The sequence below is a fragment of the Chitinophaga sp. genome, assembly GCF_019236475.1.
Taxonomy (GTDB): Bacteria; Bacteroidota; Bacteroidia; order Chitinophagales; family Chitinophagaceae; genus Chitinophaga.
Map to the genome: position 1 here is coordinate 472,591 of NZ_JAFAIX010000004.1, position 24,820 is coordinate 497,410.

29 protein-coding genes are annotated in these 24,820 nt (G+C 44.9%); 20 read left to right on the forward strand and 9 right to left on the reverse strand.

What is annotated here, in order from left to right; translation table 11 throughout:
- Window positions 1-10 precede the first annotated feature (10 nt).
- Window positions 11-1,231, forward strand: coding sequence for an ABC transporter permease (locus JO154_RS05955; protein ID WP_291942804.1), 1,221 nt, complete (start codon window positions 11-13; stop codon window positions 1,229-1,231).
- Between the two features lie 3 nt (window positions 1,232-1,234).
- Here JO154_RS05955 and JO154_RS05960 read toward each other — a convergent pair whose 3' ends face one another.
- Complete coding sequence (locus JO154_RS05960) at window positions 1,235-2,164, reverse strand: DUF6268 family outer membrane beta-barrel protein (RefSeq protein WP_291942806.1); 930 nt, start codon at window positions 2,162-2,164, stop codon at window positions 1,235-1,237.
- 147 nt (window positions 2,165-2,311) lie between these two features.
- Between JO154_RS05960 and JO154_RS05965 the strand changes: the two genes are divergently transcribed.
- Window positions 2,312-2,833, forward strand: a complete 522-nt coding sequence (locus JO154_RS05965) for a hypothetical protein (protein ID WP_291942807.1) — start codon at window positions 2,312-2,314, stop codon at window positions 2,831-2,833.
- A gap of 58 nt (window positions 2,834-2,891) precedes the next feature.
- Here JO154_RS05965 and JO154_RS05970 read toward each other — a convergent pair whose 3' ends face one another.
- Together JO154_RS05970 and JO154_RS05975 are read right to left on the reverse strand one after the other, a co-directional pair.
- The gene (locus JO154_RS05970; RefSeq protein WP_291942809.1) at window positions 2,892-3,311 is read right to left on the reverse strand and encodes a VOC family protein; all 420 of its coding nucleotides are present in this window, start codon (window positions 3,309-3,311) and stop codon (window positions 2,892-2,894) included.
- Between the two features lie 102 nt (window positions 3,312-3,413).
- The gene (locus JO154_RS05975; protein ID WP_291942811.1) at window positions 3,414-3,854 is read right to left on the reverse strand and encodes a hypothetical protein; all 441 of its coding nucleotides are present in this window, start codon (window positions 3,852-3,854) and stop codon (window positions 3,414-3,416) included.
- A 22-nt stretch (window positions 3,855-3,876) separates the two neighbouring features.
- On the opposite strand from JO154_RS05975, the gene JO154_RS05980 reads away from it, so the two are divergent.
- From JO154_RS05980 to JO154_RS05995, 4 genes are all read left to right on the forward strand, one after another.
- Window positions 3,877-4,368: a 2'-5' RNA ligase family protein gene (locus JO154_RS05980; protein WP_291942812.1), complete on the forward strand. Its 492-nt coding sequence runs from the start codon at window positions 3,877-3,879 to the stop codon at window positions 4,366-4,368.
- A 78-nt stretch (window positions 4,369-4,446) separates the two neighbouring features.
- On the forward strand, window positions 4,447-5,034 hold the full coding sequence (locus JO154_RS05985) for a Crp/Fnr family transcriptional regulator (RefSeq protein ID WP_291942813.1): 588 nt from the start codon (window positions 4,447-4,449) through the stop codon (window positions 5,032-5,034).
- Window positions 5,035-5,151: 117 nt separating this feature from the next.
- Entirely contained in the window at window positions 5,152-5,934 is a 783-nt protein-coding gene (locus JO154_RS05990; protein ID WP_291942815.1) for an alpha/beta hydrolase, read from the forward strand.
- Between the two features lie 2 nt (window positions 5,935-5,936).
- Complete coding sequence (locus JO154_RS05995; RefSeq protein ID WP_291942816.1) at window positions 5,937-6,416, forward strand: DinB family protein; 480 nt, start codon at window positions 5,937-5,939, stop codon at window positions 6,414-6,416.
- On the opposite strand, the gene JO154_RS06000 is transcribed toward JO154_RS05995, so the two are convergent.
- Together JO154_RS06000 and JO154_RS06005 are read right to left on the reverse strand one after the other, a co-directional pair.
- Entirely contained in the window at window positions 6,417-7,160 is a 744-nt protein-coding gene (locus tag JO154_RS06000) for a LexA family transcriptional regulator (RefSeq protein WP_291942818.1), read from the reverse strand. It lies immediately after the preceding gene.
- A gap of 56 nt (window positions 7,161-7,216) precedes the next feature.
- Window positions 7,217-7,432, reverse strand: coding sequence for a YwbE family protein (locus JO154_RS06005; protein ID WP_366935562.1), 216 nt, complete (start codon window positions 7,430-7,432; stop codon window positions 7,217-7,219).
- Between the two features lie 43 nt (window positions 7,433-7,475).
- Between JO154_RS06005 and JO154_RS06010 the strand changes: the two genes are divergently transcribed.
- From JO154_RS06010 to dinB, 8 genes are all read left to right on the forward strand, one after another.
- Window positions 7,476-8,081 (forward strand): pseudouridine synthase, encoded by a 606-nt coding sequence (locus tag JO154_RS06010; RefSeq protein ID WP_291942820.1) that lies wholly within the window; start codon window positions 7,476-7,478, stop codon window positions 8,079-8,081.
- Between the two features lie 24 nt (window positions 8,082-8,105).
- The gene (xseA, locus tag JO154_RS06015; RefSeq protein ID WP_291942821.1) at window positions 8,106-9,464 is read left to right on the forward strand and encodes an exodeoxyribonuclease VII large subunit; all 1,359 of its coding nucleotides are present in this window, start codon (window positions 8,106-8,108) and stop codon (window positions 9,462-9,464) included.
- Window positions 9,457-9,660, forward strand: a complete 204-nt coding sequence (gene xseB, locus JO154_RS06020; RefSeq protein ID WP_291942824.1) for an exodeoxyribonuclease VII small subunit — start codon at window positions 9,457-9,459, stop codon at window positions 9,658-9,660. Before xseA ends, xseB begins: the two co-directional genes overlap by 8 nt.
- A gap of 231 nt (window positions 9,661-9,891) precedes the next feature.
- Complete coding sequence (locus tag JO154_RS06025; RefSeq protein WP_291942826.1) at window positions 9,892-10,284, forward strand: DoxX family membrane protein; 393 nt, start codon at window positions 9,892-9,894, stop codon at window positions 10,282-10,284.
- A gap of 179 nt (window positions 10,285-10,463) precedes the next feature.
- Entirely contained in the window at window positions 10,464-10,814 is a 351-nt protein-coding gene (locus JO154_RS06030; protein WP_291942828.1) for a hypothetical protein, read from the forward strand.
- A gap of 12 nt (window positions 10,815-10,826) precedes the next feature.
- Window positions 10,827-11,222: a hypothetical protein gene (locus JO154_RS06035; RefSeq protein WP_291942830.1), complete on the forward strand. Its 396-nt coding sequence runs from the start codon at window positions 10,827-10,829 to the stop codon at window positions 11,220-11,222.
- Between the two features lie 217 nt (window positions 11,223-11,439).
- The gene (locus tag JO154_RS06040) at window positions 11,440-14,586 is read left to right on the forward strand and encodes a glycoside hydrolase family 2 TIM barrel-domain containing protein (protein WP_291942831.1); all 3,147 of its coding nucleotides are present in this window, start codon (window positions 11,440-11,442) and stop codon (window positions 14,584-14,586) included.
- Window positions 14,587-14,674: 88 nt separating this feature from the next.
- Entirely contained in the window at window positions 14,675-15,796 is a 1,122-nt protein-coding gene (gene dinB, locus JO154_RS06045; RefSeq protein ID WP_291942832.1) for a DNA polymerase IV, read from the forward strand.
- A 43-nt stretch (window positions 15,797-15,839) separates the two neighbouring features.
- Here the strand turns inward: dinB and JO154_RS06050 are convergent, their stop codons facing one another.
- Entirely contained in the window at window positions 15,840-16,145 is a 306-nt protein-coding gene (locus tag JO154_RS06050) for a hypothetical protein (protein ID WP_291942833.1), read from the reverse strand.
- A 78-nt stretch (window positions 16,146-16,223) separates the two neighbouring features.
- Complete coding sequence (locus tag JO154_RS06055; RefSeq protein ID WP_291942834.1) at window positions 16,224-17,060, reverse strand: ankyrin repeat domain-containing protein; 837 nt, start codon at window positions 17,058-17,060, stop codon at window positions 16,224-16,226.
- Window positions 17,061-17,229: 169 nt separating this feature from the next.
- On the opposite strand from JO154_RS06055, the gene JO154_RS06060 reads away from it, so the two are divergent.
- On the forward strand, window positions 17,230-17,760 hold the full coding sequence (locus tag JO154_RS06060) for a DUF4251 domain-containing protein (RefSeq protein WP_291942835.1): 531 nt from the start codon (window positions 17,230-17,232) through the stop codon (window positions 17,758-17,760).
- 64 nt (window positions 17,761-17,824) lie between these two features.
- Entirely contained in the window at window positions 17,825-18,445 is a 621-nt protein-coding gene (locus JO154_RS06065) for an HAD family phosphatase (RefSeq protein ID WP_291942836.1), read from the forward strand.
- 104 nt (window positions 18,446-18,549) lie between these two features.
- Here JO154_RS06065 and JO154_RS06070 read toward each other — a convergent pair whose 3' ends face one another.
- Window positions 18,550-19,035: a hypothetical protein gene (locus tag JO154_RS06070; RefSeq protein WP_291942837.1), complete on the reverse strand. Its 486-nt coding sequence runs from the start codon at window positions 19,033-19,035 to the stop codon at window positions 18,550-18,552.
- Window positions 19,036-19,252: 217 nt separating this feature from the next.
- Here JO154_RS06070 and JO154_RS06075 point away from each other — a divergent pair, with 217 nt between their 5' ends.
- The 4 genes from JO154_RS06075 (at window position 19,253) to JO154_RS06090 (ending at window position 24,157) form a co-directional block, all read left to right on the forward strand.
- Window positions 19,253-19,885, forward strand: a complete 633-nt coding sequence (locus JO154_RS06075; protein WP_291942838.1) for a TetR family transcriptional regulator — start codon at window positions 19,253-19,255, stop codon at window positions 19,883-19,885.
- A complete protein-coding gene (locus JO154_RS06080; protein WP_291942839.1) occupies window positions 19,875-21,242 on the forward strand; it encodes a TolC family protein in 1,368 nt (455 codons plus the stop codon). Before JO154_RS06075 ends, JO154_RS06080 begins: the two co-directional genes overlap by 11 nt.
- Window positions 21,243-21,264: 22 nt before the next feature.
- Window positions 21,265-22,398 carry an HlyD family secretion protein gene (locus JO154_RS06085; protein WP_366935564.1) on the forward strand — a complete coding sequence of 378 codons (1,134 nt, stop codon included), beginning with the start codon at window positions 21,265-21,267 and terminating at the stop codon, window positions 22,396-22,398.
- A gap of 175 nt (window positions 22,399-22,573) precedes the next feature.
- Window positions 22,574-24,157, forward strand: coding sequence for a DHA2 family efflux MFS transporter permease subunit (locus JO154_RS06090; protein WP_291942840.1), 1,584 nt, complete (start codon window positions 22,574-22,576; stop codon window positions 24,155-24,157).
- A 96-nt stretch (window positions 24,158-24,253) separates the two neighbouring features.
- On the opposite strand, the gene JO154_RS06095 is transcribed toward JO154_RS06090, so the two are convergent.
- The gene (locus JO154_RS06095) at window positions 24,254-24,715 is read right to left on the reverse strand and encodes an Mpo1-like protein (RefSeq protein WP_291942841.1); all 462 of its coding nucleotides are present in this window, start codon (window positions 24,713-24,715) and stop codon (window positions 24,254-24,256) included.
- Window positions 24,716-24,820 lie beyond the last annotated feature (105 nt).

The following is a 24,820-nucleotide window of genomic DNA, read 5'->3' on the forward strand; positions in this document are numbered from 1 at the left end:
TGAGTGTCACATGAGTATATTCAATCTGATACGACTGGCGCTGCGGGCGCTTCAACGCAATAAACTGCGTGCTTTCCTGACCATGCTCGGGATTATCATCGGCGTGGCCGCTGTGATCGCGATGGTGGCCATAGGGCAGGGATCTAAAGAAAGCATTCAGACACAGTTGGGAAATATGGGCTCCAATATGGTGACCATCCTGCCTAGCAGTAATGTGGCCGGTGGTGCTCGTATGGATGCTTCCTCTTTTCAATCCTTGACGTTGGTAGATGTGACTGCATTGCAGAAACAAGCCACCCTCTTAACGGCCGTTTCTCCAGTGGCTTCCATAAAAGGGCAGTCTATTTCAGGTCCGTTCAACTGGCCCACTTCTTTGCAGGGCGGAAATACAGATTATTTCGATATCCGCAAACTCACCGTACAAGATGGCATCGCTTATTCAGAATCAGATGTAGCCTCCGCTGCAAAGGTTTGTCTGCTGGGAAAAACGGTGGTAGATAATTTATTCCCCAATGGGGAAAGTCCTATTGGTAAGGTGATTCGTTTCAATAAGATTCCCTTACAAGTAATCGGTACGCTAGTGCCTAAAGGCGTGAGCTCATTTGGGCAAGACCAGGACGATATCATTGTGGCACCTTATACCACCATTCAGAAACGTATGTTGGCCACGATTTATTTACAGAGCATTATAGGCTCTGCTGTTAGTGAAGGACAATCAGATGCTGCTGTGGACCAGATTACTAGTATACTCCGGCAAACGCATCGTTTACGGCAAAGCGATGATAATAATTTCACCGTGAGAACGATGGCGGAACTGATTAAAACCCTCAGTTCCACCAGCAGTTTGCTCACGATATTGCTGACTGCTATCGCAGGTATATCCCTTGTCATTGGCGGTATCGGTATCATGAATATCATGTATGTTTCCGTTACAGAACGTACGCGGGAAATAGGTTTGCGTATGTCCATCGGTGCAAGAGGCTTAGATATCCTCTTGCAATTCCTGGTAGAAGCCATTATTATCAGTATCACCGGCGGGGTAATTGGCGTAATACTGGGCGTATCCGCTTCTACCATCATTACCATGACATTGGGATGGCCTACCTTGGTATCTCGCAGTTCTATTATTTTATCCTTTATGGTGTGTGCCCTAACCGGTGTTTTCTTTGGGTATTATCCGGCGTTAAAGGCCAGCAGACTCGATCCTATAGAGGCGCTGCGATATGAATAATCCTTATTTTCGTGGCATAAAATTCCAGCGCAGTCCTGCACTGAGATAATAGTTTGTTCCCAGGCGATGCCGTGGTTTCTCACTGAAAATATCTGATAATTTTTTATCGGAGAAGGTGACAGCACTGGTAAGTAAGCTACCGCCGGCGAGAATGAAATCAGCATGTTTTCCCAAATGCCAAGTGTTTTCCAAGCCTGCTGTAATTTCAGAATATCCCATTAAGCGTTTATCATTGGGAGAGTGGGTAACATCATAAGACGCGCCCCGCATGCGAATGGCGAGTGCCAGATCTGTATATTTATTAAGTTTGGTAGACACGGAGGCCTTTTCCGGAAAGTTGATATCTATGCTGTATTTGCTATCCGTTTGCCAGCGGCAGAACAAAGCTGGCAAGATCATGGGTGTACCAAAAGCATTGGTCAGCATACCTCCCAAGCCATAAGAGAAATGGCGATTATGTTGTTTGATGAAGATAATGCCGCCTTGGAGAAAGAAATCATCGCTGGTGATCTCTTCCAGATCTGTGCCGAGAGAGGCCGCTGCAACGGCCACCATACTCCAGCGGTTACGCATACTGCGCATGTATTTTAGTGCAATAGTGGTTTCTAATAATTCCTTTGGGAATATTGTTTTCGTATAATCTTTATTGTCGAGTGTGGTATAACTCCCGCCAATGCCGAGTGACCAGGCGCGCATTTTTCCCGTGGCGGTATCTATGGTGGAAGCTAATTGGAAGGCTGCACCAAAGTTATAACGGCGCTGACTGGTGGTAGACGCGGTTTTTACGCTGTCTTCCGGCCGTATATAATGAGATGCTGGCAGGTAATCCGTGCTGATACCAATACCTGGGCCATTGAGGGAAGTGGCGCCCAACTGGGCTATTGCATGATTGGCAGTGCCTAATAAAAATAATAAGGGAAGTTTCTTAATCATAATTTTGTTGCAGGTTTAGAGATCGACACGAACCTATCCTACTTACCCCTACGCGATTGCAGATTATATTTTGAAAATCCTGATTTAAACAATTGATAGGAATGCGTGTTAAATCTCTTCGAAAAATGAGCCTGCAAATTCCTTGATATGAGATATATATTGCCCCTGTTGTTGGTATGCCTTGTTCATACGGTTAATGTTCATGCACAGGTTAATGATGATGATCAAAAAACGATTCAGCATATTTTCGGGAAAGAGAAAAAAGAAATCGTAGCGGAATACATGGATTTTAAGAACAATACGAATGATCCTTTCTGGTCTTTATATGATCAGTATGAACAGAACCGGCGAACATTAAGTAGGGAACGGTTGGACATTCTACAGGATTATACGCGTCTTTACACTACCCTGGATGATGAATCCGCTACGTCCTTAATAAAGAGAACATTGGAAAATGATGTGGCATATGATAGATTTTACGAGCGATATTTTAAGAAGTTCTCGAAGGTAATGGGCGGTAAGAATGCTGCTAAATTCATACAACTGGAATTGTATTTCCAGAATGCCATAAAATCTTCTATCCTAAATTCGATACCCTTCCTTGGTGAGTTGAAAAGAACCGCGATGTCTTTAAGCCCAAACATGGGGCCTAAGCATGGATTGGATTAATAAAAAAGTCTGCACTGTAGATAGTGCAGACTTTTTTATTGCAATATGGATTGAACAGTTATTTGTTGCCATAGTTCACCATCCAGCTAATGCCATATTTATCGATCAGCATGCCGAACGCTTCCGCCCAGAAAGTAGGGCCGATAGGCATTGTAATGTTGCCGCCTTCCGCGAGGCCGCTGAAGATACGATTAGCTTCCTCTTTGCTTTCAGGAGCAACAGCTACTGCGAAATTGCTGCCGGTGGTTGGGTTGGGATATGATTTAGGAATATCGCTACCCATCAGTACGGTGTTGTTGCCAATAGGCAGCATCACGTGCATGATTTTATCTTTTTCATCTGGTTCGCAGGGGTGTTCAGGAGGCATTTCGCTGAAACGAGAAACCATGGCGAATTCGCCGCCGAACACTTTTTTGTAATGATTGAATGCAGCTTCGCAATTGCCCTGAAAGTTCAGGTATGGATTTACACTTGCCATATAAGGTGATTTTATTATGGTGGATAATTACAACACAAATGTAACTGCAATATTAATGCAGTAGACAGGGCAAATAAGACAAAAAGAGGGGCAAATAAGACATTACAGTTCCTCGCGCGTGAGGGCGTGAAAAAAGTTTTGTAACTGGTGCACATGAACGAGTGGCCTGCCATAAGGGACCATGCCGGTAGGGCTTTCCGCCATTGGTTGGAAGCATTCATTCCTGGCGCATATATGAATACTGTTTAACCTGTTATACTTCAGTGAATATACGGCAGGATCTTCCCCATGCGCAGGATCGCCAGGAATAAATCCAAAATTTTCCAGCCAAGTGATATCTAACACTACAGGATTGGCTTTCTGACAGGGTATTTTGCTGAGAGGGAGCCCTGTGTTATAGATATAGCCCTGCCATACGCCCTCCACAGTAAAGATCGTTTCCTGCATATTGCGGTCGTAATAAGCGACCAAGTTGCCAGTTCGTATATCTGTTTCTTCAATCACGGGGCTATTCCTTTGCTGCAAATATAAATAACAAGGCATTAAATTTATATTGCAATGGAATATGATTATAACTTTACAATTAGACGAGGTATCACAACAGTATTTCAACACTTTGCGCAATGCCCATTTCCCTGCACATGCCAATTACTTGGATGCGCATCTCTCCCTATTTTATAAACTTCCTGATGCAAATCTCGCTATAGATACTGATTTGCAAAACTTTGCGCAACGGGCGCCCATGGAACTGCAAGTAACAGGATTGTTTCAATTTGGGCAGGGAGTGGCCTTTACCCTGGCATCCGACGAACTGACGGCCTTGCATGCCGCCATGCAGCAACGCTGGGAACCCTGGCTGATCCGGCAAGACAAGCAACCGCTACATCCACATATTACTATTCAAAATAAAGTTACTGCACATAAAGCCACACAGTTATATCATTCCCTCATGGAGCGCTTTACACCATTTACCGTACAGGCGTTGGGGTTACATACCTGGCGCTACCTAAAAGGCCCCTGGAAGCCCTTGGTTTACTACCCCTTTGGGATGGTCTAAATAGATGTTATCCCATCCTTCGTCATTGGCCGAAAAAAATTGCTTATCTTAGGTTATTGTCATGCTATCGGCCCCTTTATGAATAGATTTTACGAGTACATTCGCCACTATACAGCACATCCAGTTACATCACAGGAACAAGATGTGCTGCAACACGCTTTTCGTCCAAAGAAATTACGCAAACGCCAATACCTCCTGCAAGAAGGAGACATTTGCAGGCACCTGTCACTGATTACGAAAGGCGCCATGCGCCAGTATTCTGTAGATGAAAAAGGCGGAGAACATACGGTGCAATTTGGCATAGAAAACTGGTGGATGTCTGACAGAGAAAGCTTTGAACTAGGGTCGCCTTCTAAGTACAATATAGATGCCTGGGAAGATACAGAACTCTTGCAGATCGGATATGATGATTGGTGGCGATTACGCAGTGAAATCCCCGCTATGCGTATCCTCACTGCCGAAATGGACAAACGACATGCCGTAGCCTCACAGAAACGCATACACGCAGCTATCACCCTCACTGCGGAAGAAAGATACCTGGAAATGATGAAATCCCAACCTGCATTTATCCAGCGTTTTCCCCAGAATATGATTGCCTCCTACTTAGGTATATCCCCTGAAACCCTTAGCCGTATACGGAAACAGGCCTTCCTGCGCGGTGATTGATCCCTCCTCTTGACAAAAATCAATGCCCGGCTTGATAAATGTCAAGCTGCTTTTTTGCCTATTATCATTTTTATGCTGCTGGTTGTATAGGACCTTTGAATCGTACAAATTCATTGTATGAGAGAAGTGAATACTCGCACCATCATGATGATACACGGCGCTTTCGTGTGTGCTGCTACCTGGGATAACTGGAAACAGTACTTCGAAAACCACGGCTACAAAGTTGTTGTGCCACCATGGCCACACAAAACGGCGTCTGCGGTGGACTTGCGCAAACGTCATCCGGATCACCTGATCGCTTCACTCCAACTCCAGGACCTGGTACAATATTACACCGACATCGCCAGCGTTCTTCCCGAACCCCCAGTGATCATGGGGCATTCTACAGGAGGGCTTGTAACACAACTATTATTGCAGAAAAATGTAGGGGCAGCCGGCATTGCTATTCATTCAACACCACCTCCCGGTGTGTTCTCACTGAAATCTACGCTTGTACAAATGAGGTATAGGCCACTGGGGTACTACGTGTCTCCCGCAAATCCTTATCTCATGACCTTTCCAGAATGGCAACAAGCCATTGCTAATGGCATGAACGAGCAAGAACAGTTACGGACGTACGAAAAATTTGCAGTGCCGGAATCCAGACGAATTCTGAGAGGCGGCGCAACCAGCATGGCACGGATTGATTTCTCACGGCCACATGCGCCACTACTGATGATAGCTGGTAGTGAAGATCGCATCGCACCAGCTTCTTTAGTCTTTTCAAACTTTAAAAAATATAAACAAAACGGGTATGTAACGCAATTCCGGGAAGCGCCAGGACGCAATCATTTTGTACTGGGACAGCCAACCTGGGAAGAAGACGCCGCGTATATACTCAAATGGATCAGAACTTACTGACTATGGAAACTACTGCATTCTTAGATCTAACCCTATTCAACTGGGAGACCCAGGTAAAACGGATGACCATGACTTTCGACAGCTTCACGGATGAAGAGCTGTATTTGCCAGTAGCGCCACAACGGAACCGCGTGATTTACATCCTCGGACATATGACAGCAGTACATGATATGCTGCTGCCCCTATTGGGCCTGGGAGAACGCCAATATCCGGAACTGGATGCCTATTTCATCACCCATCCGGATGATCCGCAAGAAGAGCTGCCTGCTCCCGCTAAGCTGAGAGCTTGTTGGAAGGATGTCAACGCCATCGTGTTACAACAATTCCGCACATTGCCTCCTGCTGCTTGGCTGCAAAAGCATACCATGGTTACACAAGAGGAGTTCGAAAAAGAACCCCACCGCAATCGGTATAATGTATTGCTGTCAAGATTAACGCATCTGTCCTACCACCTGGGGCAGTTGGTATTGGTGAATCGTTGATTAGCTGGCAATAGGCATTTCACGGCTCACATAACCGATAAATTTCCAGATTTCTAACACTTCGTTCGCATTTACCCGGAAAGGCTTGTATGCCGGATTAAGGGAGTGCAGACGTAGTGTGCCGTCTAGTTTCATCGCGTTATCTACCATTTTGAAGAGAATATCGTCTTCCTCCTTCAAAATGACTACACATGGCGTATCCTGCTTGATCAGACTCCAATCATCCACATACTGTGCAATCACGTGACTGCCATCAGGAATCGGCAGCATACTATCGCCACTCACAGGGAACATACGAATAGTTTTTTCCCGTGGAAGTCCTGGTAAGGTGAACTTTGGCAGATTAGCAATGAATTCAGGATCGTTGAAACCGCGGCGGTAGCCAGCCTGCGCTTTTACCGGAACAAATTCCATATTCTCCTCATTGTCCGTATTTACCGTGATAGGAAGCACACGTATATGCTTGCCCGTTATATCCAGGGTAGACGTGGTTTCCACTTCGTACAGTTGTTCGGCAGTAAGATCGGAGAGCGCTGTTTTAATCAGGTGATCGATGGAGATATTGAAATAGGTAGATATCCGTACCTGATCTTCCATGCGGGGATTCTTCGTTTTCCCGCTTTCCTGTGCTGCCAGTCGTCCTTTCTTAATGCCGGTAGCATCAGATAACTGTTGTTGCGTTAGATTTTTCCTTTTCCTTAAGAACCTGAGATTTCCTGCCCAGTGAAATAAAGACTGATCCATTTCGTTTTAGTAAGCTGTTGAGTTAGTAAGTTGGGTATGGGCAAATGTAATGACAATTATCCTATAATCTCTACCACACGCCCTATCTGGCCGTCTTCCAGGCGCACTTTAATACCACGGGAATGGTAAGCAGCGGAGGTCAGCAGGTCTTTTACGATGCCATAAGTTTTCTTCCCGCTACGTTGATCTTTCTTCAGGATGATGGCCACTTCCAGGCCAGGGTAAACATCTTTTCTATATTGTCCGTCCATATTATTGATTCTCTGCAACAAAGGTAGGCTTTTCAACGCCCAATTCTTTACATTTGCGCCTATTATGCATAACAGTGGTCATCGGTACTTCATCATACACAAGCCTTACAACATGGTTTCCCAGTTTATCAGTCCTCATAACGTGCGCCTGCTCGGGGATCTGGACTTCGATTTTCCGGAAGGAACTCATGCCATAGGGCGCCTGGACAATGAATCAGAAGGATTGTTGATATTAACGACCAATAAAAAAGTAACCAAGCTGCTGTTTGAAAGCGTAATCCCACATAAGCGAACTTACGTTGTAAAAGCCAAGTATTATGTGACAGAGGAAGAAGTGCAAAGACTGCGCGATGGCGTGTCCATGCCAGTAGGGATACACGAAACCTACACTACTAAGCCTTGCGAAGTAAGGATCGTACCACAGCCCCAAGGGCTGGAAGTACGCCCTGGCGATTATAACGACAATCCCCATACCTGGCTGGAAATCACCCTCACAGAAGGGAAATACCACCAGGTGCGCAAAATGCTGGGCGCTATTCATCACCGCTGTCAGCGCCTGATCCGTACCTCCATTGAATCCCTCGAACTGGGGGACCTGAAATCAGGCCAGGTGAGGGAAATTCCCGAAGCCGAATTCTTTGCCCAACTGGGCATTACTGACTACCAGTAAGTCCTGGTTTCTTATCTTCGTATCATGAGTATTCACCAAGCCATCCGCCTTTCTGATCTGACCACCAGTATCAGGAATACCCTGCAGCAAACCTTTGCAGGGCAAACCTACTGGGTAAAGGCCGATGTGACCAGCTATTCCTGGTACGGGCAAAGGGGAGTACATTATTTCGATCTCGTAGAAAAAGATGAGCAGGGTACCGGTATTATTGCCCGTGTATCCGCAGTGGCATGGGGCAGTGGCGCTCAGCAAATACGGGCCTTTGAGCTGATTACCGGGCAACAGTTTCGCAATAATATCCATGTGCTGGTATTGGTGGCCGTGTCTTATCACCAGGTACATGGGCTGCAAGTGAATGTGCTGGATGTAGACATCAACTACACCATCGGGCAACTGGAACAGCAGAAGCAGCAAATATTACAACGTTTACTCCAAGAAAATCCGGATGCCATCCGGATGGAAGGAGAAAGATATATCACCCGCAACCAGGAGCTGGCATTATCTCCCGTCATTCAGCAGATCGCAGTAGTGACCTCCGGGAATAGCGCGGGCTACCAGGATTTCCATCATACGCTGGTAAATAACAGTTTCGGATATACGTTTAAGTTAGACACGTACTTCACTGTTGTGCAAGGGGAAGCCAATGCAGAGTTGGTGCAACAGCGAATGGTGGAAGTATTCAGCGCTGGCAAAGCATATGATGCTGTGGTGATTATCCGCGGTGGTGGCGCGCAAACCGACTTCCTGCTGTTCGATAGCTATCAGTTGGGAAGGGTAGTGGCCAGGTTTCCTATTCCTGTGATTACCGGCATTGGGCACCAGAAAAATGAAACCGTTGCGGATATGATGGCGCATACTGCGACCAAAACCCCCACCAAAGCCGCTGAATTTATCATCGCGCATAACCGCCAGTATGAAGATCAGATCATACAAATGCAGCAACAGATCTTGATTCGCAGCCAGCAGATTATTGCGGCAGACAATAGAGAACTGCATGTTTTGCAAAGCAATATCGCCCATAATGTACGATCCATACTGGAAAGGAATAAAGAAGAACTACTGCATGCCAGGCATAGCATATCCGCAGGGGCACAGCAGGTATTACAGGAGCAGAAACAGCAATTGCAGTATTTTGTAAGTGGACTTACATCCAGGCCCAGAGCGATCTTGCAGCATGAAGAAAATAAATTACAGCAACAACAATTGTTGTTCCGCATGCTGGACCCTGAAAGTATTATCAGGAGAGGGTTTGCATTGATATATAAGGAAGACAGCCTGCTAAAGCGGGCGGAAGACGCCACTCCAGGCGATCCTATCACTATCCGGATGCAGGATGCTACACTCCGGGCCATTGTACAATCTAAAATCACGAAAGATGAGTGAAGAACTGACATATGAAAATGCCTATCGGGAATTACAGGAAATAGCGGAAGAAATAGAAATGGAAAGCGTTTCCGTAGACCTGTTGGCAGAAAAAGTAAAACGGGCTGCTATGTTGATTAGCTTCTGTCAGCAAAAGCTGCGGGCTACTGAAACAGAAGTGAATAATATTATCAAGCAGATGGACAACGGAAAATAGAGGCTTTCATATCATGGTGGCAAATACTATTTGGTAGTGAGTCCTGTGGGCAGCGGTGTAGCTATTATGTTACTGATTGCCGTGATTGTCAATAATATGACCTCCATTCGCGCGTATCCTGCCAATAAACATTGGTGGTACGATCGCAAAATTGTACAGGAAAATAGTCTAATTATACCATTTCGAAGCAAATCAGGGTGCCCATCTTTGTGTCATCAAAACAACTGACATATGAACACCACTGTTTATTTGCTATTACGATGGGCCATTGCCGCCAGTATGATTGGTCATGGACTGGTACGACTTCCAAAACTGAATGGGTTCAGTGGCTGGATGGTGCAATCTTTTGAGAAATCCATGCTTCCGCAAGCCCTGGTGCTGCCTTTCAGCTATGTGCTCCCTATTGCGGAATTTATCATAGGCATCCTGTTATTGATAGGATTGGGTACAAGAATCGCCCTGATTGGAGGAGGTATCCTGATGGCCTTCCTCGTGTTGGGAAGTACCCTCATCGAAAGCTGGGACTTCATTACAGGTCAACTGGTCCATGCTGCTTTCTTCGCTGTACTGCTGCAATTTATCAGCAGTAATACCTTTGCCGTAGATAATTTGTTGAAGAAGTAAGGAAAGGCAAAACGCTCCTGTCTGTTGTGCCTGCCCGCTGGGCAGGCACAACGAAAAGACATAAAATGGAATTGACGCAGTCAATTCCATTTTTTTTGAGTTTGTAAATATTAAACTTTCAGAATATTTTGAAAATTCAAAAAATATAATGTAGCTTTGTTTCATCAAACAGCAACAGCATGAATCTCCTGGCCTACATCATTTACCTGCTGATAACATGGGTGATTACCGTACAGGTAGGGTGGTTGTTCTACCGGAATGGGCGGGTATTTATCCTGCATGTGATGCATGGAGATGTAGCCACCACAGATGCCATTAATAGGATATTGCTGATCGGGTATTACCTGCTGAACTTGGGATATGCGACCTTGATGATTAGTACCTGGGCGCCGCTGCACACTTGGAAAGAAGTGATAGATAGTGTCTCGCAAATGATAGGATTTATTATGCTGACACTGGGCATTATTCACTGTTGTAACATGCTGGTGATATATCTACTAGGAAAGAGAAACTTTCATCTCCACTCATAAAATTATATCTGTATGCACACCACCTTCAACTACATTGCTTACCTGATTTACCTGCCTGTGGTGATTATAGTCACCTGGAGAGTAGCCTACACCCTTTTCAAAAATAGTAAAGTATTTATGATGGATATTTTCCATGGCAAGGATGACATCGCCCTCTCTACCAACAAACTATTTGAAACCGGCTTTTACTTGCTGAACCTGGGTTTTGCCTTCTGGATCATGCAGATCGCGACGATAGGTAGTGCACAAGAAATGCTGGAAAGACTCAGTGCTAAAATCGGAGGATTCTTCATTTATCTGGGTGTAATGGTCTTTTTTAACCTGTATTTATTTTTCAGGGGAAGGCGGATCTCTAAAGATAAAGGACGGTTGGCCCCGGTTCCGGATCCGCTTTTTCCCAAAGCTTAATGCCCCATTCTAAAGCCCGAATATTGATGTACAAGGTGGTAAGTCCCGCTGGCGTAATGCTGGCGGGCTTACTATTTTCAGTACTATCCGGTACTACAAGCGTATAATTTACGCTCATCACATTTTTTGACATCTTTCATAAATAAATCTTTTCTTAGCGCCCGTGCTGAAGGAATGGATGCTGTAGCTACAGACGCTGTAAATATTATCTGGAACAATGAAAGGAAAACTAATTTTGGCCTCCTGCATGGCGCTCGCCATGGCAGGTAAGGCACAACAACTGCCTTCCGAATTACAAACGCCGGAAGTCGTGTCCGTAAACAGGATGCCGATGCGGGCATCTGCGTTTGCATTTGAAAGTCAGCCCCTGGCACAACAGGGCGAAAAAGAAAAATCAGCCTGGTTTATTTCCCTGAACGGTCCCTGGAAATTCAACTGGGTAGAGGACCCGCGCAAACGCCCGATGGACTTCTATCTGCCAGACTATAACGATAGCGGATGGAGTACTTTCAAAGTGCCTGCGAACTGGGAATTAAATGGTTATGGCCTGCCTATTTATGTCAATCATCCGTATGAATTTACTGGACATGCGAAAAAAGGTGCGGCACTGAATCCTCCATTTGATATTCCGGAAGATAATAACCCAGTGGGTTCTTATCGCCGTAAATTTACACTGCCTGAAAATTGGAATGGTCGCCAGGTATTCATTCACCTGGGTGCTGTGAAATCCGCTTTCTTTATCTGGATCAACGGTAAGAAAGTAGGTTATAGTGAAGACAGCAAACTCTCCGCAGAATTTGATATCACAAAATATTTGCAACCAGGCGAGAACCTGGTAGCACTGCAGGTATACCGCTGGAGTGACGGCTCTTACCTGGAATGCCAGGATATGTGGCGCATTTCAGGTATTGAAAGAGAAGTATATCTCTATTCCACTCCTAAATTGGATATCAGGGATTTCAAAGTGGCTTCTTCTTTGGATCCCACCTACACCAACGGCCAGTTCAAACTGGACCTGGAAGTTAGCAACTATCGTATAGATCAGCATACCAACCACAGTAAGCCAGATACCTTTGCGGTGAGCATTGACCTGGTGGATGCTGCGGGCAAATCTGTTTATAAAGATGAAACTACCAGTGTTCAACGGGTGCTGGGGAATTATAAATCGAATGTTTCTTTCAGTAAAGAAATTCCGAAAGTAAAAATTTGGTCTGCCGAGATACCGTATCTCTATACCCTCTACATTACCCTGAAAGATAAAGAAGGGAAAATTATGGAGGTAATACCGCAGCGAGTGGGCTTCCGCTCCATTGAGCTGAAAGACCGTAACTTCCTGGTAAACGGCAAACGCGTATTCCTAAAGGGTGTCAACAGGCACGAACACAATGCCACACAAGGGCATACCCTTACCCATGAAGATATGCGCAAGGATATGGAAATGATGAAAAAACTGAACGTCAATGCGGTGCGTCATTCCCACTATCCTCCAGATCCATACTGGATGCAGCTTTGTGATGAGTATGGTTTGTATGTAATAGATGAAGCGAATATTGAATCACATGGTCGTTATTACGATCTCGGCTATACGCTGGCAAATGATAAGCAATGGCGTATGCCGCACCTGGAACGTGTTTACAGGATGTATGAGCGAGATAAAAACCATCCTGCGGTTATTACTTGGTCCTTGGGAAATGAGGCTGGTAATGGATGTAACTTCTATGAGGCATATGATTACCTGAAGGCGCATGATACCCGCCCTGTGCAGTATGAACGCGCAGAGCATGACTATAACACTGATATCATTGTACCGCAATATCCTAGTCCTAATGGCCTGATTCGCTATTCACAGCACAATCCAGACCGCCCAATGATCATGAGCGAATACGCACATATCATGGGCAACAGCTTAGGTAACTTCCAAGAGTATTGGTCTGCCATTGAAAATAATCCTTACCTCCAAGGTGGATTTATCTGGGAGTGGATTGATCAGGGTATCGATACCGTGAAAAACGGCAAGCGTATCTTGGCCTATGGTGGCGATTTCCCGCTGAGTGGCCCTGTAAACGAAAACTTCAGCGATAACAACTTCTGCGTGAAAGGTGTGGTAACTGCACATCGCGATTTAACGCCGATGGCGATCGAAGTGAAGAAAGTGTACCAACATATCAAAACTACGGTAAAGGATAAACGAATTATCGTACGCAATGGTTATTTCTTCCGCGACCTGTCCAATTACCAACTGAACTGGGAATTAGCAGAAGACGGCAAAATCGTGGAACGCGGTACTATCCGCGATCTGAAGATTGCGCCACAAGATTCCGTGACATTCGATATTTCACCTAAAGCAAAAATTTCTGGTAATAAAGAATATTTCCTGAATGTGCGCTATACGTTGAAACAGGAGGAACCTTTCCTGGCAGCAGGTTATGAAATAGCAGCAGAACAATTTGCCTGGAATCAGCCTGTACGCAATGATAATAGCGTCATCGGCTCCGGTAAACTGGCTGTAGTAAAGAATGGCGATAACCTGCAAGTAAAAGGCGGCAATTTCGATATCAATTTTGATATGCAGAAAGGCAAGCTAGTATCTTACCGCGTAAACGGAGACGCCGTTATCCAAAATGGCCCTCAGCCTGCCTTCTGGCGTGCTCCTACAGATAATGATATCGGAGCAAATTACAATCATTCCCTCCGCAATTGGAGAGATGCTTATGATAAAGCCAATATTGCTGCCACTGTGAAGGAAGAATCTAATACAGTAGTAGTTACTTTCAAAGCTACGCTACTGAATGGAGATGCAGTATCCGAACAGTCTTTTGATGTTCGCCCAGATGGTACCGTGAATGTACACAACAGCTTTGAGGGTATTAAAGGCGATCATAAAATGCTGTTGCGTTATGGTACCGATTTACAGCTCGCCAAACAATTTGATCAAATTGACTGGTATGGCCGTGGACCATGGGAAAACTATTGGGATAGAAAAACCGCTTCCCTCGTAGGCTTGTACCATGGCGAAGTATCCGGACAATATTTCCCGTATGCACGTCCGCAGGAATCTGGCAACAAATCAGATGTTCGCTGGGTAACCATGACCAATAAAAAAGGTAAGGGTATCCGCATAGAGGCAGATAAAGTATTCTGTTTCTCCGCACTGCCTTACAGTTTGGATGATCTGGATCCAGCGGCAGATAAGAAGCAATTTCACAGCGGTGAGCTGGTAGCAAAAGGTAACATCTTTATGCATGTAGACCTGTTGCAGTCGGGTGTACAAGGTATTGATAGCTGGGGTTCCCAGCCACTGGAGCAATACCGCATACCATTTGCGAAATTGGATTACAGCTTTACTATAAAGCCGATTAAATAATTTTGTGGCAAGCAAAAAGCGAAAGGGGCTGTCTCGTAAGAGGCGGCCTTTTTTCATTTCTGTGTATCTTTGTTCTTAGCTTGTATTCATGGAGAATAGTAATCCAATCGTTCGCAGAAAGATCATCCATATAGACATGGATGCTTTTTATGCTTCTGTAGAGCAGCGGGACAATCCGTTGTACAGAGGTAAAGCGATTGCTGTGGGAGGAAGTCCAGAAGGGAGAGGGGGAGTAGTAGCTACTGCCAGTTATGAAGCGAGGAAATTTGGAGTACGCTCCGCGATGCCTAGTAAACGTGCCCAGCAACTATGTCCGCATTTGATTTTTGTACGTCCGCGGTTTGATGTGTACAAGGATGTGAGCAGGAAAATCCGGGAGATATTTGCTCGTTATACGGACCTGATAGAGCCTTTGTCGTTGGACGAAGCTTACTTAGATGTTACGGAAGACAAGCTGGGAATCGGCTCTGCGATTGAAATAGCGCAGCAGATCAAGCAGGCTATCAGAGATGAGTTGCATTTGACTGCATCTGCGGGAGTATCCACCAGTAAGTTTGTGGCCAAGGTAGCTTCCGATTTGCAGAAGCCAGATGGATTGACATTTATCGGACCTTCCGCCATAGAGGGATTTATGGAAAAATTACCAGTAGAGAAATTCCATGGCGTGGGCCGGGTAACGGCGGAGAAGATGAAAAAGATGGGATTGTTTACCGGCGCCGATTTGAAGAAACTTACAGAGTCGCAGTTGATGCAGTATTTCGGGAAAGTGGGATCCTTCTATTATCGGATTGTCCGCGGGATAGACGACAGAGCAGTACAGCCGCATCGGGAAACCAAATCTGCCGGTGCAGAAGATACCTTTCCGCACGATTTGACAGATGTTGCTGAAATGCATGAAGAGCTAGCGAAGATTGCAGCAACAGTGGCGAAGCGTTTAGAGAGACACCAGCTAAAGGGGCGGACAGTCACCTTGAAAATAAAATACAGTGATTTCCGTCAGATCACGAGAAACCTGTCCTTTCCTTATCCTATCAATGATTACCAGACGATATTAGATGCCGCCAAACAGTTGTTGGCTGGAACGGCGCCAGGAGTGCAGCCTATTAGGTTGTTGGGGATTACACTGTCTAATTTTGGGGAGACGACTGTGCCACTGGGCAAAGAGGGACCCTCGCCGCAGTTGTCATTGTTCAACTTTGATGAGGAGTAAAACAAAAGCGCCCATCTGTTGATGAGCGCCATGTTGGAATCAATTACTTTGCATACCTCGGCAGCACCAGCTTGCGTACAACCGTGTGCGCAATGAGGGACAAAACAAACGCTAATACTACCAACAATAACGATTTCGCTGGCGTATTAAATACATCCACCACAGGAGATACCTGTTTGCCGGCAAACAGTATGGTAATCAGACAGGCCAAACCTCCAGCGATCCACAAGGTAATGTGAGACCAGAGATACTGGGTTTTCTTCATACCATTTTTGCCAAATGCAGTGAATAATAATAATACATGTGCAACGAAAAACAGTAGGCACAGTGTAGTCAGTGTGGTCAACATGTGTGGTTCTCTTTTAAGGTTAGGATATTTGGTTGTTCTCTCAAAATACTAATTCCTCCGCATATTCCCAATTATCAATTACAAGCCCGTTCCCGTCCTTTCCCAGATTTGCGCAATATGTTCTGCCACCATATGTAGGCGATAGTAATATTTTTCGAATATCTCTTCCAACATCAAATGTCTATTGTGAAGAAAGGCATTGAGCGAGATGTAAATGAATTCTTCAAAAGTGGTATCCGCCTCCACTTTGATCACGCAGTTGGGCACGGGCTCCATGGTGGTGGCGTATTGGGTGGTGATCAAAACATCTTCCACCGTTGTTACCAGTAGTTTATAAAGATGTGGCGCTTTCGCGAAAGGAGCGTAATGAATAGCCGTAAAGCCATCTTCATCATAAACATATTTATCTACGTTTTCAGACAGCAGGAAATGCACCACTTCTGGGTGAGGATTATACCTGACCGCCAGTAGTAATGGTGTCTCCCTACTTTCTAACACAAAATTAAAATGGATATTATGTTGGATGAGTAGCATGAGCACTTCTGCAATCTCATTGAGTCGGTATTGGCGGAAGAGGTAGGCCACTGCAAAAAGATAGTCTGGATTATCAATGCGCAAACTAGCTCCTTTTGCAAGGGCATATTCCACTGCCAATGGTTTGTTGGCACCTACTGCACAGAATACAATAGGAATCATGTCTTCCTTTTTGTAATGGATATTGGCGCCGCCTGTTTCTATCAGTAGTTCAGCGGCTTCGATGAATATATCCTGATATTCCAGCAGTTCGCACAACAGCATGGAATTTTCAGTAGGCGTATAGGAAGGAATGTTATAGCTGATATAGGTAATGATCTCATCTGGATCTTGGCTGTTTCTTATTTTACGTTTTAACTCCAGAGGAGGTAATTGCTGCATAGACCGTGTTAAGGTGAATCTTTGGACGGGATTGCGGATGAAATATATGCGCAATTTAATTAATTTGTTTTAAGTCGGCTACTATTTAAGCAGAAATCATTTTTTTAGCAGGATTTTTGCGAAATTTAGTAGAGACATCACAGAGATGTTCCCCATAAAATTTCCAAACATGAAACGTCTGATTCTGCATGTAATGTTGTCTGGCGTACTGCTGACCGCAGCAACAATGCAATTGTCCGCACAGAAGAAAGAAACCAGGGCTGAAAAGCAGGCCGTCAGGCAGGCCCAGGTAGCAGGCTGGGTGAATAGTCAGCAATTTGTATATGTTCCACAAACAGCTATTCCTATGGGAGGGAGAGTGGTACAGCTTACACCAGATTTCTCCTTTGAGGTAACAAAAGATTCTATTGTTAGTTATCTTCCTTACTACGGTCGCGCCTATACGGCGCCGATAGATCCTACAAAAAATGCCATGAATTTCAAAACGAAGGACTTCACTTATGAGAAAACAGTTCGGAAGAAAGGTGGCTGGGATATTACGATAAAGCCGAAAGATAACAGCGATATCAACTCCATTAATTTATCAATAGGGCCAGAGGGTTATGGTTCTTTGCAGGTAACCAGTTATAATACGCAGCCGATTAGTTTTAATGGTGTTATCCAGGAAAATAAGGAAAGAAAAGCGAAGAAAAACAAATAATCATTACCGCCTTCCTGGTGAAAGCTGTTGCCAGGAAGGTGTTTAAAACAAGCAGGTAAAGTGTATGGCATCTCCACATAAAATCACGACATTATTCTTGGATATTGGCGGCGTATTGCTCACCAATGGGTGGGATAGGCAAGCCCGTAAACGAGCCATGGAAAAGTTTCAGTTAGATCCGGCTGAAACGGAAGAACGGCATCACTTGACTTTTGATACTTATGAAGAGGGAAAGTTAACGCTGGATGAATACCTGCAAAGAGTGGTGTTTTATACCGACAGGAAATTTACAAAAGAAGCGTTCCGGGAATTTATGTTTGCACAATCAGCGCCTTATCCGGAGATGCTGGAGCTAATCAGGATTCTGAAAAGCAAGTATCGTTTGAAAGTGGCCATTGTAAATAATGAAGGTCGGGAGTTGAATACCCATCGGATACATCAGTTTGGGATCGGCAATATTGCTGATTTTTTTGTGTCCAGTTGTTTTGTGCATTTTCGGAAGCCGGATGCGGATATCTACCGCATTGCTTTGGATATCGCGCAGGTGAAGCCACAAGAAGTAATTTATATAGAAGACCGCAGTATGTTTGTGGATGTAGCTCGAGGACTAGGACTGAACAGTATTTGTCATGCTAATTATACAGATACCGTAGCAGAGCTGGGGAAGTATGGTCTAACGATATAAACGGGAGACCGCCTGTCGTCCCTGCCCGCTGGGCAGGGACGACGAAAAATCAAAAATGGGAATGGACGTCGCAGACGTCCATTCCCATTTTTGATAAAACCCAATTATTGATTAGCCGAGGCACTTACTCTGTCTGCCACTACTGCGAGGGGCAGTCCTATCATAATAATCAGGATGATTGCCCCTACGCTTACCCCGAAGGCTGTATAAGGCACCATTTTTACATGAGAGATCGGCAATACCAAGAGGTTCATGACTATCCATATAAAGATGCCATATAAGATGGCGATCAGGAAGGTATTGCGGATACCTTTCCGGATGAGTGGATAGAGCAAGAAGAACAGGGTAGTGAAGATAAATGCGATGGCATAATGGAAGATGACGCCCCACCAGGGCATCATGGGCTGTCCGACGAAGGCTGCCGGCCCGAAGACGGCGCTGGCAATATAATTCAATAGATCTGTTACGGGGCGTCCACTGCGCTTAACGAAGAGGATGCAGGAGGTCAACAGATCCAGGGACCCTACTAGCAGAGCCGTGAGGGCTATGGTGCCGGAAGTAAATTTTCCATAACGGCGGGTTGATTCCATAGATGATGAAATTTTATATCTATTAAGTTAAAATATTTCTCCCGGATTCTCGTCTTCTGTTAATAAATAATGAATTCAAAATATACCTTTTATTGATTTATGATGATTTACAATATTTTATACAGTAGTAAAATAAAAATTTAAACAAACGATTAATTAATTGATTGTTTAAATCAAACGTTTGTTTAACTTTGCTTCGTCAAATCAATCAAAGGACATGGAAGGATACAGTGAAAAACAGCTCGGGATCATATTAGTTGCTGAGCGGCTGTTTGCCGATAAGGGCTTTCATGGCACATCGGTAAGGGACATTGCCCAGGAGGCAGATGTTAACATCGCCATGATCTCCTATTATTTTGGTTCTAAGGAGAAATTATTAGAGGCCGTATTCAGATATAGAATGACTGCGTCCCGCGACTTTATAAAGGAACTGGTGGAGAATGACACCATGGGGCCGTTGGAAAAAATTTATTCCCTGATAGATAGGTTTGTGAACAAGATGCTCAGTGAACAACATTTTCAGTGCATCATGAATAGGGAACAAATGAACAGCGAACCTAGTCCGGTGAAAGACCTGATATGGGGCCTGAAAACGGAAATGATGGGGTTAATGGTGCCTATTGTAACCCAGGCACAGGAACAAGGCGTCTTTTACAAGGATGTAGATATTGTGCTGTTGATGTCAACGCTCTTCGGTACGATTCATCAGGTGGTTCCGGCTAAATCTTATATCAGATCAGATCCAGAATTCGCAAGTCTTCCTGAGGATGAGTTTATAGCATATCTTAAAATCAGGGTGAGTGCTCATTTAAAAAAATTGTTTAAAGCAATCCTTACACATGAATTCTAAAAGCATATACGCACGATTATATGCGCTTTCAACGGGAATCCTGCTGTCGCTCGTATTCCAGGCAGCATCAGCACAGCAGAGTAACACAACGAAGCAGCTGTCTTTAAGTGAAGCCATATCGCTGAGTATTCAAAACAGCAAGCAATTAAAAGTTAGCCAGGCGAAGATCGATGAGGCGAGTGCAAAGATGAAGGAAGCAAATGAGCGCCAATTACCAGACCTCAGCGTTAGCGGCGCTTACATGCGCTTAACCCAGCCCAACATTGACCTCAAATTTGGTGGCGGTGGTTCTGGCTCCGGAGGAGGAGCAGCAGCGCCTAAAGTAAACAGCGCGGCTTATGGTATGGCGAATCTCTCTATCCCAGTATTTGCCGGCATGATGATCCAAAACGGTAAACAAGCGGCCAAATACCTGGCAACAGCCTCCAAATTGGACGCAGAAAAGGATAAGGAAGATGTGATGCAAAACACGATCGCTGCTTATTCCAACCTGTACAAGGCACAACAGAGCGTGTACCTCATGCAGGAAAATCTGAAACAATCAGAACAGCGTGTTAAAGACTTTACTAACCTGGAAAAAAATGGGCTGCTCGCTAGAAATGACCTCTTAAAAGCAGAACTCCAGCAATCCAATTATGAACTCCTACTGATGGATGCACAAAACAGCCTGAAAGTAGCGAATCTGAACATGAATATTATGCTGGGCTTACCAGATAATACGCAACTGGAACTGGATTCCGTGATCTTCAAGGATGTAAAATCTACAGATGCACGTGGTTATGCTGAGTTCGAACAACTGGCTTATCAGAACAGAAAGGATGCACAGTCGCTCCAAGCGCATGAAGGTGCTGCTAATGCGAATGTGAAAATGGTAAAAGGGGAGATGTATCCGCAACTGGCACTCACCGGAGGTTACATAGCTGCTTACATCCCGAATTTCATTACCATTACCAATGCAGTAACTGCAGGTGTTGGACTGAAATATAACGTTCATTCCCTCTGGAAAAATAAAACCAAAGTGGCCGAAGCAAATGCCCAACTGGCACAGATTCGCGCCAACGAATCTAGGGTGAATGATGCTATTCATATGGATGTATTCCAATCATACGAAAACTATCTGCTGAGTCATAAGAAAATGGACACTTACATAAAGGCCATAGAACAGTCAGAAGAGAATTATCGTATTACAAAGAACAAGCATGCTAATGCGCTGGCAACAACTACAGATCTGTTAGATGCTGATGTTGCCAATCTCCAGGCTCACCTCAACTACGCCTTTGCAAAAGCGGATGCACTGGTGGCCTACAACAAACTGCTCCAGGCAGCGGGTATCCTGGACCAAACTGTAACTAAATAATCATCACACAAACTAATAAGCTGTGGAAACGCAAACTAAAGCTTCGAATAATACTAATAATACAACCATGCAGGAAACATCCGCGCCAAAAAAGCGCAGCAAAGGCTTCGTAATTGTCCTGGCAGCGCTGGTAATCGGTGGTGGCGCATTCGGTATCACCAAATATATTCACGGTCAGCACCATGAAGAGACAGACAATGCTCAGATTGATGCAAACGTGAGCCCAGTTATCCCACGAGTTTCCGGTTATGTGAAAGAGGTACGTGTGAAAGATAACCAGCATGTGAAAAAAGGCGATACCCTGGTGATCCTGGACGATCGTGATCTGGCCCTGAAAGTACAAGGTGCACAAGCTGCATTGCTCACTGCTGAAGCCAACAAAAATGCGGCACAAGCAAGTACACAAGCTGCTGCAGCCGGTATCTCTACCGCAGAAGCACAAATCGGTACTATTGACGCTCAAATTGAAGCGGCGAAAGTAAACGTTTGGAGAGCCAATCAGGACTACGAGCGTTATGCTAACCTGATCAAAGATCACTCTATCACCCAACAACAATACGAACAAGCCCTGGCTGCTAAACAATCTGCTGAACGTCAGTTGGATGTACTGCAACGCCAGAAAACAGCCGCTGCTCGCCAGACGAACGTTGTTTCTTCTCAGAGCACTGCTACTTCCAAACAAATCAGCCTCGCGGATGCTGCTATCAAACAGCGTGAAACAGATGTAGCGGATGCACAACTGATCCAAAGCTATGCAGTGATCCTCGCTCCTGAAGATGGCGTACTGTCAAAAATCTACGTACAGCCAGGTCAGTATGTAAATGCTGGTCAATCTCTCTTCAGCGTGGTATTAAATAATACACCTTGGGTAGTGGCTAACTTCAAAGAAACACAGTTGGGTAAAATGAAACTGGGCCAGAAAGTAAGCGTGACAGTAGACGCATTCCCTGGTAAAGAACTGGATGCTACCATCACTTCTTTCGCACCAGCTACCGGCGCTAAATTCGCCCTGCTGCCTCCAGACAATGCTTCTGGTAACTTCGTAAAAGTAGTACAACGTCTGCCGGTGAAAATTGAATTCGCAAACCCGAACGACGAAGCTGTACAAAGACTCCGCCCAGGTATGAACGTACTGGTGGATGTACATCTGAACTAATATTTCTGATGAAAGTGCAATGACCCGGAATTAATAATTAATGGGAACCATGAACCAAATAAAAGGCGGAAACCATTAGCAAATTAGAAAGATTCATTAATCGGCCATGCTCCGGCATTAGTTATTAGTTCCTGGTCATGCTGCTTTCATTACCCTCCATATAATAAAGTACTACATGCTGCAACAAGAATCATTGATTGAATACGGCTCGCGCAGGGTGATCATCACGATCACCGCTATATTCTGTGCGCTGCTGGAAATCGTGGATACCACGATCGTGAATGTGGCATTGAATGATATGCGTGGTAATATGGGGGCAACCATGAGTGAAATCGGATGGGTGATTACGGCTTACGCTATCGGTAACGTAATCATCGTTCCAATGACTAGCTGGTTGTCTCAGCAATTTGGTCGCCGTAACTATTTCGCGGCCTCCATCATCATATTTACAGTGTCTTCCTTCCTTTGCGGTAACGCAACGGCCATGTGGGAACTTGTTTTGTTCCGTTTCATCCAAGGTCTTGGTGGTGGTGCACTCCTGGTAACTTCCCAAACCATTATTACTGAAAGCTATCCGCCGGAAAAACGCGGTATTGCACAGGCAATCTATGGTTTAGGGGTCATCATCGGCCCTACGCTCGGTCCTCCATTGGGTGGTTTTATCACGGACAACTATTCCTGGCCTTATATCTTCTATATTAATATACCCATTGGCGTTATCGCTACCCTGCTGACACTCCAGTTTGTACGCAGTCCGAAATATGGGGAGAAAAAGTCCATGAGTGAAGTCGATTTCCTCGGCATCATACTACTAGCGCTCTGTGTAGGTTCCCTACAATATGTATTGGAACGTGGTCAGGAAGACGATTGGTTCAATGATCCGATTATCACAGCCCTCGCTACCACTAGTGCCATGGCACTGTTCTTATTCATCTGGCGCGAGCTGACCTATAAGAACCCCATTGTAGAATTGAGGGTATTGAAGAACGGAAATCTAAGAGTAGGTACTATTCTCTCGTTTATCCTGGGCTTCGGTTTGTATGGGTCTACCTTCATCATTCCGCTGTATACACAAGGTTTGCTGGGATGGACCGCTACACAGTCCGGTTTGCTCATGGTACCTGCAGCATTAACGACGGCATTCATGATGCCGATTATCGGTAAGATGCTGGAAAAAGGAATACCGCAACAGTATCTCGTAGCGGCAGGTATGTTCCTCTTCTTCGTGTATAGCTTCTGGGGATATAAAATTATTACACCATCCGATACCGGTTCAGAGTCCTTCTTCTGGATGCTGATTGTGCGCGGGGTAGGTATGGGGCTGCTCTTCATTCCTATCACCACACTGGCACTTTCTTCTCTGAAAGGACAGCAGATTGGCCAGGGCGCCGCCTTTACCGGTATGATGCGTCAGTTGGGAGGTTCCTTTGGTGTGGCGTTGATCACTACTTTCATGACACGCCGTACCCAAATGCACCGCAACGACTTAATACCTTACCTGAATACGAATAACCCGGATGTGATCAACCGTATCAACAACATGACGGCCAACTTCATGTCTAAAGGGTACGATCCAAAAGTGGCGAAAGGAATGGCTTATCAAATGATGGATTTCAGTGTTACCAAACAGGCTTCCGTTCAGTCTTACATGGATGTGTTCCTGTACTTGGGGCTGATGTTCCTGATCTGTATTCCATTCGTATTAATGGTAAAAGCTAAGAAACAGCAAGGAAAACTGGATGCTAGTGCGATGCACTAAGTGGACAGTTCACTATAAAAATATTGTTGCAATAACAGTGTAACAGTTGTAGGTTTAGGTAAATAAGCCCCGATATTCATCGGGGCTTTATTATTTTCAGATGGGAATACCTGCTTTTTTGTAGAGGAAACTTAGTAACCAGGCGGGGCCTATCAGCAGGAACTGTAAATCCTTGAAGAAAGAAGGCTTGGCCCCCTCAATTTTATGACCTATAAACTGCCCTATCCAGGCCAACACGAAAATAACCAGGGATAATATCCAAGGGGTTACCCCGAAGTTCTCCAATATCCGCCAGACCCACAGGCATAGTATGCAAAAGATGAGCATACCCGCACTCAGACTCGGCGATAATCGCACATAATACACCAATACCAGTGCCAAAGCAATATGCGCCACCGTCAATTGTAATCCCCCTACGTCATAAGGCAGCGGTATGCTATAAAGCAAACCGACAATACTGAAAAATATAGCAGGTACACAAATCCAGTGAATGGTTTTGTTGACTGGGTTACGGTGGCTGGTACCATATTCATCCAGCCAAGACTGTACTGTTCTCATGAATAGATCTGGTTGTTAGTTACTATTAATATACAAAAAAAGAGTTTAAAATCCTCCTTTCTGTTGCCCCTGCCCAACGGGCAGGGACGATGAAAAAAAGACCAA